The organism is Paraburkholderia sp. RAU2J (assembly GCF_003634845.1).
Lineage (GTDB): Bacteria > Pseudomonadota > Gammaproteobacteria > Burkholderiales > Burkholderiaceae > Paraburkholderia > Paraburkholderia fynbosensis.
This window is the reverse complement of the sequence record NZ_RBXG01000001.1, coordinates 3,428,612-3,441,678: the sequence shown is the minus strand read 5'-3', so window position 1 is coordinate 3,441,678 and position 13,067 is coordinate 3,428,612. Positions and strand designations below refer to the sequence as shown.

General features: G+C 64.3%; 10 protein-coding genes. 9 read left to right on the top strand and 1 reads right to left on the bottom strand.

Annotated elements, in window-relative coordinates; genetic code table 11:
• Window positions 1–138 precede the first annotated feature (138 nt).
• Window positions 139–1,563 carry a 23S rRNA (uracil(1939)-C(5))-methyltransferase RlmD gene (gene rlmD / locus B0G69_RS15620; protein WP_121318357.1) on the top strand — a complete coding sequence of 475 codons (1,425 nt, stop codon included), beginning with the start codon at window positions 139–141 and terminating at the stop codon, window positions 1,561–1,563.
• Between the two features lie 129 nt (window positions 1,564–1,692).
• Here the strand turns inward: rlmD and B0G69_RS15615 are convergent, their stop codons facing one another.
• Window positions 1,693–2,553 (bottom strand): outer membrane protein assembly factor BamD, encoded by an 861-nt coding sequence (locus B0G69_RS15615; protein WP_121318355.1) that lies wholly within the window; start codon window positions 2,551–2,553, stop codon window positions 1,693–1,695.
• Between the two features lie 38 nt (window positions 2,554–2,591).
• Here B0G69_RS15615 and B0G69_RS15610 point away from each other — a divergent pair, with 38 nt between their 5' ends.
• The 8 genes from B0G69_RS15610 to rimO all read left to right on the top strand — a co-directional run bounded on the left by B0G69_RS15610 (window position 2,592) and on the right by rimO (window position 13,065).
• Complete coding sequence (locus B0G69_RS15610; RefSeq protein WP_121318353.1) at window positions 2,592–3,860, top strand: RluA family pseudouridine synthase; 1,269 nt, start codon at window positions 2,592–2,594, stop codon at window positions 3,858–3,860.
• Complete coding sequence (gene pgeF, locus B0G69_RS15605) at window positions 3,857–4,720, top strand: peptidoglycan editing factor PgeF (protein ID WP_121318351.1); 864 nt, start codon at window positions 3,857–3,859, stop codon at window positions 4,718–4,720. The genes B0G69_RS15610 and pgeF overlap by 4 nt, the downstream gene beginning before the upstream one ends.
• 622 nt (window positions 4,721–5,342) lie before the next feature.
• Window positions 5,343–7,163: a class I poly(R)-hydroxyalkanoic acid synthase gene (phaC, locus tag B0G69_RS15595; protein WP_199731275.1), complete on the top strand. Its 1,821-nt coding sequence runs from the start codon at window positions 5,343–5,345 to the stop codon at window positions 7,161–7,163.
• Between the two features lie 133 nt (window positions 7,164–7,296).
• A complete protein-coding gene (locus B0G69_RS15590; protein WP_121319455.1) occupies window positions 7,297–8,478 on the top strand; it encodes an acetyl-CoA C-acetyltransferase in 1,182 nt (393 codons plus the stop codon).
• Window positions 8,479–8,678: 200 nt separating this feature from the next.
• Window positions 8,679–9,419, top strand: coding sequence for a 3-ketoacyl-ACP reductase (locus tag B0G69_RS15585; protein WP_121318345.1), 741 nt, complete (start codon window positions 8,679–8,681; stop codon window positions 9,417–9,419).
• A gap of 133 nt (window positions 9,420–9,552) precedes the next feature.
• Window positions 9,553–10,170 carry a polyhydroxyalkanoate synthesis repressor PhaR gene (gene phaR / locus B0G69_RS15580; protein WP_121318343.1) on the top strand — a complete coding sequence of 206 codons (618 nt, stop codon included), beginning with the start codon at window positions 9,553–9,555 and terminating at the stop codon, window positions 10,168–10,170.
• A gap of 379 nt (window positions 10,171–10,549) precedes the next feature.
• On the top strand, window positions 10,550–11,572 hold the full coding sequence (locus tag B0G69_RS15575) for a tRNA-dihydrouridine synthase (protein WP_121318341.1): 1,023 nt from the start codon (window positions 10,550–10,552) through the stop codon (window positions 11,570–11,572).
• Window positions 11,573–11,655: 83 nt separating this feature from the next.
• Entirely contained in the window at window positions 11,656–13,065 is a 1,410-nt protein-coding gene (rimO, locus tag B0G69_RS15570; protein ID WP_121318339.1) for a 30S ribosomal protein S12 methylthiotransferase RimO, read from the top strand.
• The last annotated feature ends 2 nt before the right edge of the window (window positions 13,066–13,067 follow it).

Sequence of the window (13,067 nt, the reverse complement as noted above, 5' to 3'; positions counted from 1 at the left end):
ACCGGCCGACGGGGCGCCGCGCCGGTTCGCCGGCCGCCGCCGCGGTTGACGACACAAAGGTGAATCGCGAGCGTGGCCGGCTACGGCAGCGCTTCGTCTACAATCTCGCCTTTCCCCAAGTCTGTCAGGAAGTCGCAGGTGTCCCGAACTGCCCCCCATCGTCGCTCGCCGAAGCGCCCCTCGAAATACCAGAAGGCGCCGGTGCCAGCGCCCGTCATCACCGGCAATGAACCGGTCATCGAAATCGTTTCGCTCGATATGGAAGCGCGCGGCGTCGGCCGCACCGAGACCGAAGACGGCACGCCCGGTAAGGTGATTTTCGTCGAAGGCGCTTTGCCCGGCGAACGCGTCAGCTACTCGACGCATCGCAGCAAGCCGAAATTCGAGCAAGCCGAAGTCGTTCAGGTGTTCCGCGAGAGTGTGATCCGCACCAAGCCGAAGTGCACCTACTTCGATATCTGCGGCGGCTGCTCGATGCAGCATGTGGATATCCGCGCGCAGGTCGCGGTCAAGCAGCGCGTGCTCGAAGACAACCTGCAGCATCTGGCGAAGCTGCGCCCCGAAACGGTGTTCCGGCCGATTCACGGGCCGGCCTGGGGGTATCGCTATCGTGCGCGCCTCGCCGTGCGTTTTCTGCCGGAGAAGGGCGGGATGCGCATCGGCTTCCACGAGAAGAAGAGCAGCTACATCGCCGACATGAAGACGTGCGATGTGCTGCCGCCGCATGTCTCGGCGATGCTGATGCCGCTGCGTTTCATGATTCGCAAGCTGTCGATCTACGACCGCATGCCGCAACTCGAACTGGCGGTGGGCTCGTCGGTCACGGCGCTGGTGGTGCGCAACCTCGAACCGATCACCGCCGCCGACGAACAGGTGCTGCGCGATTTCGCCGACGAGCACAAGGTGCAGTTCTGGCTCCAGCCGGGCGGCCCGGACACGGTCACGCCGCTCTATCCGCTCGACGTGCAACTCGACTACACGCTGCCGGAATACGACATCCGCATGCCATTCAAGCCGACCGACTTCACCCAGGTGAATCACGCGATCAACCGCGTGCTGGTCAGCCGGGCCTTGCGTCTGTTGGCGCCGGCGCGCACCGATCGCGTGCTCGACTTGTTCTGCGGGATCGGCAACTTCACGCTGCCGCTTGCGCGGGTCGCGAAGGAAGTGGTGGGCATCGAGGGCAGCGAAGTATTGACCACGCGGGCGCTCGCCAACGCTGAGCTCAATGGTGTGGCGGGGCATACGTCGTTCGCGTGCCGCAATCTGTTCGAAGTCACCGCCGACGACCTGCGCGCGCTTGGCCATTTCGACAAATTCCTTATCGACCCGCCGCGTGAAGGCGCGCTGGCCGTCGCAAAGGCGCTGGTGGAGATCGCGCAGAGCGGCAACGGGCCACTGCCGAAACGCATCGTCTACGTGTCGTGCGCGCCGGCGACGCTGGCGCGCGATTCGGGCCTGCTCGTGCATGAGGCCGGTTATCGGCTGGTCGGCGCGGGCGTGGTGAATATGTTCCCGCACACGTCGCACGTGGAATCGATCGCGTTGTTCGAGCGGGACTGAGCGCCGCTTACGGTCACGGCCGTTATCGGCCGCCTGTATCCGAACGAGGCAGGCGGCTCGCACAAGTAAAAACGCCACGACCGGAGTCGTGGCGTTTTTATTTCCAGCTGGGATTCAGTGCGTGGCGCGTTAGAACTGCCACCACGACTTCTGCGTACCCGGCCGTGCGTGGCCCGTGATGTACGGGCTGTCGGGGAAGGTGCCGGCCAGCACACGTTTGGTATCGTCGGCCAATTGCGGCTGATTCAGTTTCTGATACGACAGCATCATGATGTGCAGCGCATCTTCGATAGCCGGTGCGTTCTTGTACTCCCGCAGCGCCAGTTGCGCGCGGTTGATCGCTGCGACATACGCGCCACGGCGATAGTAGTAATCCGCCGCGTGAACCTCGTGAGAGGCCAGCGCATTCACGATGTAGCGCATGCGTTGCGCGGCATCCGGCGCATACTTGCTCTTCGGGAACCGGTCGACCACCACCTTGAACGCGTCGTATGACTCGCGCAGCGACTTCGGATCGCGCTCGCTCATATCCTGGCCGGAGAAGCGGCCGAACAGACCGAGGTCGTCGTTGAAGTGGATCATGCCCTTCAGGTAGTACGCGTAAGCGATGTCCGGATGATCCGGGTGCAGCTGGATGAAGCGGTCGATCGCCGTGTCGGCGGCGGCGTTTTCGTTGTCTTTCCAGTTGCAGTACGCGACGTTGATCTGCGCCTGCTGGGCGAAATGGCCGAACGGGTCACGGCCTTCGAGCATTTCGAAGTATTTCGCGCACTTGCCGAAATCACCACCGGACAAGGCGTCGTTCGCCTCCGTATATAATTTGTTGTTGTTCCACGTTGCCGTTTCGTCGGTCTTCTCCGGCAGGCCGTGGCAAGCCGCAACGGCGACGACGGCTGCGGCACACGCAATGTATCCGGCCACTTTCCGGGCCGCCTTCTTGATGGCCGCCAAATTGATCGCCGCTTCAGTGATGGTGTTCAAGGCTCGCATTTTCCAGTCTAGCTTTACGTCCAGGTGACCCAGACTCAATGACCCGCTCAAATACTCCAGGCGCCGCAACCGGCGCCGGGAATAGCAACAAAGATTATAGCGTAAGCGCTGACCCCTCCGACGCGTTGGGCGTCGATTCCCTCGACGACGATCTCGGCAGCGACGCGCTCGCGGCCGCGGGCGCGCCGGCCATGGTGCCGACCGTAGCGAGCCGCGTCGCCGACGAGAGCCCGCGCAGCGTCGTCGTGCCCGACGAACTGGCCGGCGAGCGCCTCGACAAGGTGCTCGCGCGGGTGTTTCCCGAATTCTCGCGCAACCGGTTGCAAAGCTGGATCGTAGGGGAGCGCGTGCGCATCGACGGCAAGCCGGCGAAGATCCGTCAGCCGGTGCCGCTCGGCGCGACCATCGAGCTCGTGCCCGATCTGCTGCCCGAGCAGCTTGCCTTCACGCCCGAGCCGGTGCCGCTCGACATCGTCTACGAAGACGACACGCTAGTGGTGATCAACAAGCCGGCCGGCATGGTCGTGCATCCGGCGGCGGGCAACTGGGGCGGCACCATGCTGAACGGTCTGCTGTACCGCTACGGCGACGCCGCCGCTGGCCTGCCGCGCGCGGGCATCGTGCACCGGCTCGACAAGGAGACCTCCGGGCTGATGGTGGTGGCGCGCACGCTCGAAGCGCAGACCGACCTCGTGCGCCAGTTGCAGGCGCGCACGGTGAAGCGCCGCTATCTCGCGCTGGTGTGGGGCAACATGCCGGAAGAGGGCACGATCGACGCGCCGATCGGCCGCGATCCGCGCGAACGCACGCGCATGGCGGTGGTGACGAGCGCGTCGGGCAAGCCCGCGCGCACGCATTTCCGCCGGGTCGATTCGGCGATCTGGCAGCGTCAGCCGGTCACCGCGATTCACTGCGACCTCGAAACCGGCCGCACCCATCAGATTCGCGTGCATTGCGCGCACATCGGCCATCCGCTGCTCGGCGATCCGGTGTACGGACGCGCGCGCGGCAAGCGCTCGGTCACGCCGCTACCCGACGGCTTCGCGCGCCAGGCGCTGCATGCCTGGCGGCTCGGGCTGATTCATCCGCAAACCGGCCGCACGATGCAATGGCGCGCCGACGTGCCGGAAGACATGGAGGCGCTGTCGGCGGCGCTCGGGCTGGGGCGCGACGACGCGGGCGAGTTCGACGAGACGTACTATGAGGAGGACGACTACGACGCATCGCTGGATGATGACGAAGACGCCGCCCTCGATCACGACGACGCCGAAGACACAGACGATCACGACAAGGACGATCACGCATGAGCCCGAATCTGCCGGAGCTGAGCTTTGCCGATGTCGTGCAACCGGCATGGAACGTGTCGCCGCGCGTGCGCGCGCTCGTCACGACGCGCGACGGCGGTGTGAGTCAGCCGCCGTTCGGCCGCTGGCGCAATGGCGCAGACCAGCCCGGCGGCCTCAATCTCGGCACGAAAGCCGGTGACGATCCGGCCGCGGTCGCGCTGAACCGCAAGCGGCTGCTCGATCTCGCGGGCGTGAGCGAGGCCGCGTGGCTCGAACAGATTCACGGCGCGAGCATAGTGCGAGCTGAGGATGTGCTCGCCCAGGCGCGGGCGGACGGCACGCCGACGCGCGCCGATGCGAGCGTCACCGATCGCCCCGGCACCGTGTGCGTGGTGATGGTGGCCGACTGCATGCCGGTGCTGCTGTGCGACGCAGCGGGCCGCGCGGTCGGTGCGGCGCATGCGGGTTGGCGCGGGCTCGCGGCGGGTATTGTCGAGCAGACCGCGCAGCGTGTCGCGCAACTCGCCGGTGTCGAAACGCACGCACTGCATGCGTATCTCGGGCCGTCGATCGGTCCCGACGCGTTCGAAGTCGGCCCCGACGTGCGTGACGCCTTCATGAACGGTGTCGACGGCGCACAACGCGACGCGACGGCGAACGCATTCGTCGAGCACCCGCGCAATCCCGGCAAATATCTCGCGAATCTCCCGGTGCTGGCGCGCTTGCGTCTGCAGACGCTAGGCGTGACGCGCGTCGTCGGCGGCGATCTCTGCACGGTCACCGAACGCGAGCGTTTCTATTCGTATCGCCGCGATCGGGAGACCGGCCGTATGGCCGCGCTGATCTGGCTGGACGACCAGGCGCAGACCCTCGCAGACTAATGCGGCTTGCGCCGCTCGCGATTCAGACAAATCCACGCCCGCATGGGGACGCTTCGTACACCGATCCGTCGTCATGCGGATGTGCTGCATTGGCGAGCGCCGGTGGCCTGGGCCACGCGTTTCGCGGACTCGCGTATGCGGGTTTGTGCCGAGCCGCGCGGCGCATTTTTGCTGCGCTGCCGGAATTCGCGGGGCTGGCGTAGATCTGTCGCATAAAGTGTCTGCGTGCGAACGGATAAACGCACATAAGCCCATGCAATTTGGGAGCTTTTTTCGTCGCGGCCCTCTCCAATCACCAGACTTCAAAAGCGCGATCTGCTACACAGGGAAAACGATAATTAAAAAACTATCGCACTGCGGCAAAATCGGGAACAAGCATTGACATGCCTTGCGATGGGGAGCAAGAATGTTCCTCACGAGCTCCTCGTACATGGGACAGGGCGTGACGAGGTCGCGAGCAATCGCTCACGTGCGCACGAACCTGCCTCTCAACCCGTCCGCAAGGACTTACCGGTCAAAAGCAGGTATGGCAGCTTCTCATTCCTCAGCTTCCCCCAGCACGGACTCCTCGACGGAGCAAACGCAGCAGGCCGGTACGAGCGGTGCAGCGCCCGCCGCCGGCATGCAGCAATTATTCGACACGTGGATGAACGGGTGGCGTTCGCTCGGTACGCCACCCGGCGTGGGCGGCCTGCCGTTCTCCATGCCCCAGATGCCGCAGGTGACCGGCGCCCCGCAAATGGGCTTCCCCCAGATTCCGTCGTTTCCCGGCATGCCCGATTTCAGCAAACTGGCCGCGGGCGCGATGCCGTCCATGCCGTCGTTCGCCGGGCTGAATATCCCGAGCGCCGCGATTCCGACTGAACGTCTGCAGAAACTGCAAGCCGACTATTCGCGCGAGGCGATGGAGTTGATCCAGCAGGCCGCTTCGTCGGCGGCCAAAGCGCCCGAGCTCAAGGACCGCCGCTTCAGCGCCGAAGCATGGAGCGCGACGCCCGCGTACGCATTCACCGCCGCCTGGTATCTGCTGAACGCGCGCTATCTGCAGGAAATGGTCGACGCGCTCGACATCGAACCGAAGGTGCGCGAGCGCATCCGTTTCGCGATCCAGCAGTGGACCGCGGCGGCCTCGCCGAGCAACTTCTTCGCGTTGAATCCCGAAGCGCAAAAAACCTTGCTCGACAGCAAGGGCGACAGCCTGCGCCAGGGCGTGATGAACCTGCTCGCCGACATGCGGCGCGGCAAGATTTCGCAGACCGACGAATCGGGCTTCGTGGTCGGCGAGAATCTCGCGAACACCGAAGGCTCGGTGGTGTTCGAGAACGACTTGCTGCAGTTGATCCAGTACAAGCCGCGTACGGCTACCGTGCACGAGCGTCCGCTGCTGATCGTGCCGCCATGCATCAACAAGTTCTACATTCTCGATCTGCAGCCGGAGAACTCGCTGGTCGCGCACGGTCTCGATTCGGGACACCAGGTGTTCCTGATTTCATGGCGCAATGCGGATCAATCCATCGCGCATAAAACCTGGGACGATTACATCGGCGAGGGCGTGCTCACCACCATCGAGACAGTCAGCAAGATCAGCGGCCGCGAGCAGATCAACACGCTCGGCTTCTGCGTCGGCGGCACGATGCTCGCCACCGCGCTCGCGGTCGCCGCGGCGCGCGGCGAACACCCGGCCGCGTCGATGACGCTGCTCACCGCGATGCTCGACTTTTCCGACACGGGCGTGCTCGACGTGTTCGTCGACGAGGCGCACGTGCAGATGCGCGAGCAGACCATCGGCGGCAAGAATGGTGCGCCGGGATTGATGCGCGGCATCGAGTTTGCCAACACGTTCTCGTTCCTGCGGCCGAACGATCTGGTGTGGAACTATGTCGTCGACAATTACCTGAAGGGACGCACGCCGGTGCCGTTCGATCTGCTGTACTGGAACAGCGATTCGACCAGCCTGCCGGGCCCGATGTACGTCTGGTATCTGCGCAACACGTACCTCGAGAACCGGCTGCGCGAGCCGGGTGCGCTGACCACCTGCGGCGAGCCGATCGACCTGTCGAAGATCGACGTGCCCACCTTCATCTATGGGTCGCGCGAAGACCATATCGTGCCGTGGCAAACCGCGTACGCATCGGTGCCGCTACTCACCGGGCCGCTGAAGTTCGTGCTTGGCGCGTCGGGGCACATCGCCGGCGTGATCAATCCGCCCGCGAAGAAAAAGCGCAGTTACTGGACCCTCGAAGGCGACGCCAGAACGTTGCCGCAGAGCGCCGATGAATGGCTCGACGCCGCGTCGGAAGTGCCGGGCAGCTGGTGGCCCGAATGGACCACCTGGCTCGATCAGTACGGCGGCAAGAAGGTCAAGCCGCGCGCCACGGCCGGCTCGGCCGAATTTCCGGTCATCGAACCCGCGCCGGGACGTTACGTGCGGCAACGGGAGTAAAGTTAAAACGCGCTTCACGGTGCGGTGTTTGGCGGTGTGAATGAGCGTCCGATTGAGCAGGGGCGTAAGAGCAACGAATTTTTAACTTGACGGGCTGCGGCGCAGTTGGCCGGCGTGCCCGGAGGATATGGAAATGACTGATGTTGTGATCGTATCGGCCGCCCGTACGGCAGTAGGCAAATTCGGTGGATCGCTGGCGAAGATCGCCGCGCCCGAGCTCGGCGCAGTGGTGATCCGCGCCGTGCTCGAACGCGCCGGTATGAAGCCCGAGCAGGTGAGCGAAGTGATTCTGGGGCAGGTGCTGACGGCCGGTTCCGGCCAGAACCCGGCACGTCAGGCGCAGATCAAGGCGGGGCTGCCCACGGCAGTGCCGGCCATGACGATCAACGTGGTATGCGGCTCGGGTCTGAAGTCGGTCATGCTCGCGGCCAACGCCATCATCGCGGGCGACGCGGACATCGTCGTCGCGGGTGGTCAGGAAAACATGAGCGCCGCGCCGCACGTGCTGCCGGGTTCGCGCGACGGCTTCCGCATGGGCGACGCGAAGCTGATCGACTCGATGATCGTCGACGGCCTGTGGGACGTGTACAACCAGTACCACATGGGCGTGACGGCGGAAAACGTCGCGAAGGAATACGGCATCACGCGTGAACAGCAGGACGCGTTCGCGGCGCTTTCGCAGAACAAGGCGGAAGCCGCGCAGAAGTCGGGCCGTTTCAACGACGAAATCGTGCCGGTCGAGATCCCGCAACGCAAGGGCGAGCCGCTGCGTTTCGCTACCGATGAATTCGTGCGTCACGGCGTGACGGCGGAATCGCTGGCGAGCCTGAAGCCGGCGTTCTCCAAAGAAGGCTCGGTCACGGCGGCCAATGCGTCCGGTCTGAACGACGGTGCGGCGGCGGTGCTGGTGATGTCGGCGAAGAAGGCCGAGGCGCTCGGCCTCACGCCGCTCGCGCGCATCAAGGCGTATGCGACCTCCGGTCTGGATCCGAAGGTGATGGGCATGGGCCCGGTGCCGGCTTCGCGCCGCTGTCTGGAACGCGCGGGCTGGACGCCGGCCGACCTGGATCTGATGGAAATCAACGAAGCGTTCGCCGCCCAGGCGTGCGCCGTGAATCAGCAGATGGGCTGGGACACCTCGAAGATCAACGTGAACGGCGGCGCGATCGCGATCGGCCATCCGATCGGCGCGTCCGGCTGCCGGATTCTCGTCACGCTGCTGCACGAAATGCAGAAGCGCGATGCGAAGAAGGGTTTGGCGTCGCTGTGTATCGGCGGCGGCATGGGTGTGGCGCTGGCGCTCGAGCGCGCCTGAGTACGCCGCGCTGACCGGCGCAGCGAGGCGCCGGCCGGCAGGCATCAGGCAAGGTTGCCGCGCGTCACGGCGAAGCAGGTGGCGCGTGGTATCAGCAGTGGCCTCGTCGGCCGGTCGCCCGGCGGCAGTGGAGATGAAGCACCAGACGAGGGTAGAGGTTGCCGGTCGGCGCCTCGAAAAACGATAACGGAGTGTAGTTTATGACACAGCGAATTGCGTACGTAACGGGCGGGATGGGCGGTATCGGCACGAGCATTTGCCAGCGACTGCACAAAGAGGGCTTCAAGGTGATCGCGGGCTGCGGCCCGAATTCGCCGCGCCGCGTGAAGTGGCTCGAAGAGCAGAAAGCGCTGGGCTTCGATTTCGTCGCGTCCGAAGGCAATGTCGGCGATTGGGAATCGACCAAGGCCGCGTTCGAGAAGGTCAAGGCCGAAGTCGGCGAGATCGATGTGCTGGTGAACAACGCCGGCATTACGCGCGACGTCGTGTTCCGCAAGATGACGCATGAAGACTGGACGGCGGTGATCGACACCAACCTGACCAGCCTCTTCAACGTCACGAAGCAGGTGATCGACGGCATGGTCGAGCGTGGCTGGGGCCGCGTCATCAACATCTCGTCGGTGAACGGCCAGAAAGGCCAGTTCGGCCAGACCAACTACTCGACCGCGAAGGCCGGTATTCACGGCTTCACGATGTCGCTCGCGCAGGAGGTGGCCACCAAGGGCGTGACGGTTAACACCGTGTCGCCGGGCTACATCGGCACCGACATGGTCAAGTCGATCCGTCCGGACGTGCTGGAAAAGATCGTGGCGACAATTCCGGTGCGCCGCCTGGGTCGGCCGGACGAAATCGGCTCGATCGTCGCGTGGCTCGCGTCGGATGAGTCGGGCTTCTCCACGGGCGCTGATTTTTCGCTGAACGGCGGCTTGCATATGGGCTGAGTCACCAGCGCGCCGCTTACAAGGCGGTGCGCTCCGGCTCAGATGGTTCCGGCGGCGTCCCGGTTGCGCAATGACCTCATTGCGCAACCGGCTGACGCCGTTTCCGCGCTCAACTCGCGCTCAAAGGCGTTACATGACCACTACTACAAAGAAAACTGCCGATCGACTGATCAAGAAATATCCGAATCGTCGGCTCTACGATACCGAGACAAGCACGTACATCACGCTCACGGATGTCAAGCAGCTCGTGCTCGATCAGGAGGATTTCAAGGTCATCGATGCGAAGAGCAACGAGGACCTGACGCGCGCCATCCTGTTGCAGATCATCCTCGAGGAGGAGAGCGGCGGCTTGCCTATGTTCTCGTCGTCGATGCTGTCGCAGATCATCCGTTTCTACGGCCATGCGATGCAGGGCATGATGGGCACGTATCTGGAAAAGAACATCCAGGCCTTCATCGACATTCAGGCGAAGCTCGCCGACCAGTCGAAGAATCTGTATGAAGGCAAGGCGATGAATCCGGAAGTCTGGTCGCAGTTCATGAACATGCAGGCCCCGATGATGCAGGGCATGATGACCAGCTATATCGAGCAATCGAAAAACATGTTCGTGCAAATGCAGGAGCAGATGCAGAACCAGGCGAAGTCGATGTTCGCCACCTTCCCGTTCACGCCGGGCGGCGCGGTTAATGCCGGCAGTGGCGGGAACGCGCCGGGCACGCCGCAAACCGATCCGGAACCGGAGAAGAAGTAATAGCGTGGGGTGTTGCGGGTCGCTCCGACGTGACGGCTTCAAGGGGGCTGCAGCTACTACATGTGGCATGCGGTTGTTTGCGTCGCCGCCTGCGTCGCCTTAGCGCTTCCGCCCACGCATAGCACAGGCGCGTAGGCGCCGGCGCGGTACAATTACGGATTGAGTGCGCAGGTGCTCTTCCATAGGGTAGGGGTCTTCATGGCCCTTGAATCCCTTGCTTCGCTCCCCCATTCTCGCCGTCGCCATCGTCATCGCTCCCAATCGGGCCCGCTTTACTTTATGTCGCAGATCAATTTCTCCACCGCATCGGGCCCTTCGACTCCGAAGGCCGCACCGGTCAGCCTCGCTTGACCGGCGGATCGCATAAGCAGGCTCCCGCATGAGCCGGCTGTTTCTCGCCCCGATGGAGGGGCTCGCGGACTACGTATTGCGCGACGTGCTGACCGGCCCGGGCGGCTTCGACGGCTGCGTTTCGGAGTTTGTCCGCGTGACGGGCTCGTTGCTGCCCGCCCGCGTCTACGAGAGGGAGGCGCCCGAAGTCCTCCACGGAAGCCGCACCGCGAGTGGTACGCCGATGGTGATCCAACTGCTCGGCAGCGATCCCGGGTGGATGGCCCGCAATGCGGCGCAAGCGGCCGTCTTGTCGCCGTACGGGGTCGACCTGAACTTCGGCTGTCCCGCCAAACTCGTCAATCAGCACGGCGGCGGCGCCATGCTGCTGGCCGACCCCGAGCAATTGCACCGGATCGTCTCGGCCGTTCGCGCGGCAGTGCCGGCGAACGTCGCCGTGACGGCGAAAATGCGCCTCGGCGTGTCCGATACGGCGCGGGCGATCGATTGCGCGGTCGCGCTTGCGGAAGGCGGCGCGGCCTCGCTCGTCGTGCATGCGCGCACGCGCGATCAGGCCTACCGGCCGCCGGCCCATTGGGAATGGATCGCGCGCATCGACACGGCCGTTCGCGTACCGGTCATCGCAAACGGCGAAGTCTGGAGCGTGGCGGACTGGGAGCGGTGCCGAACCGTTAGCGGCTGCGCCGACGTGATGCTCGGTCGCGGTGCCGTGTCGGACCCGTTCCTCGCGCTGCGAATCCGCGGACTGATGGATCCGTCCCCATCCGATGTGGAGTGGCGGCGCGTGCTTCGCGATATCGCCGGATATCTGAAGAAGTTGCAGGCCCGCGCGACGCACAGCCATGAGCATGGCCGCGTCAAGAAGTGGCTCAGCTACCTCCAGCGGACCTGGCCACAGGCGGCCGAACTGCACGCGGCGATCCGGCGCGTGCAGGATTCCCACGAAATTCTCGGCGTGATCGAGCAGGCGCTGGCTTCCGGCACATCGCCGCGCCTATCTCGATCCGAATACGCCGAACAGCTCGATATGGCCGACGCCGTGACCGGTTGAGAGCGCTAAAATTCAAAGACTTACGAGCGGTGGCCGTGCCGAACCGCTACAATTCAAGGTTTAACGTCTCCATGCGGTCCTTCATGTCTGTCACCCCCACGATTGCCCCGACCGCCGCGCCTGCAGCCGCGCCTGCGGCCGCGCCTAAAGTCGGTTTTGTATCGCTCGGCTGCCCGAAAGCGCTAGTCGATTCCGAGCAGATCATCACCCAGTTGCGCGCCGAAGGTTACGAAATTTCCGGTACGTACGACGGCGCGGACCTCGTGGTCGTCAACACCTGCGGCTTCATCGACGAAGCGGTGCAGGAAAGCCTCGACGCAATTGGCGAAGCGCTGAACGAGAACGGCAAGGTGATCGTCACCGGTTGCCTCGGCGCGAAGAAGAGCGGCAGCGGCTCGGGGCTGATCGAAGAGGTGCATCCGAAGGTGCTGGCCGTGACCGGCCCGCACGCGGTCGGCGAAGTGATGCAGCACGTGCACACGCATCTGCCGAAGCCGCACGACCCGTTCGTCGACCTGGTGCCCGCGGCGGGCATCAAGCTCACGCCGCGTCACTATGCGTATCTGAAGATTTCCGAAGGCTGCAACCACCGCTGCACGTTCTGCATCATCCCGTCGATGCGCGGCGACCTCGTGTCGCGCCCCGTCGCCGAAGTGATGCTCGAAGCGGAAAACCTGTTCAAGTCCGGCGTGAAGGAACTGCTGGTGATTTCGCAGGACACGAGCGCCTACGGCGTCGACGTCAAATATCGCACCGGTTTCTGGAACGGCAAGCCGATCAAGACGCGCATGACCGATCTGGTCGGCGCGCTCGGCGAACTCGCCGCGCAATACGGCGCGTGGGTGCGTCTGCATTACGTATATCCGTATCCGAGCGTCGACGAAGTCATCCCGATGATGGCCGAAGGCCCATACAAGGGTCACGTACTGCCGTATCTCGACGTGCCGTTCCAGCACGCGCATCCCGAAGTGCTCAAGCGCATGAAGCGCCCGGCCAACGCCGAGAAGGTGATGGAGCGCGTCAAGGCATGGCGTGAGATGTGCCCGGATCTGACGATCCGCAGCACGTTCATCGCCGGCTTCCCCGGTGAGACCGAGGAGCAGTTCGAGACGCTGCTCGACTTCATCCGCGAGGCGGAACTGGACCGCGTCGGCTGCTTTGCGTATTCGCCGGTCGAAGGCGCGAGCGCCAACGAACTCGACGGCGCGTTGCCCGACGAAGTGCGTGAAGAGCGTCGCGCGCGCTTCATGGAAGTGGCGGAGGAAGTGTCGGCGAAACGGATCGCGAAGAAGGTCGGCAAGACGCTGAAGGTGCTGGTCGACGAGATCAACGCCGATGGCGGCATTGGCCGCACCGCCGCGGACGCGCCGGAGATCGACGGCGTGGTGTATGTTGCGCCGGCTACCAAGGCGTCCAAACGCTATAAGGTTGGCGATTTCGTGTCGGTGAAGATCACCGGCGCCGACGGGCACGACCTGTGGGGCGAGGTCTAAGC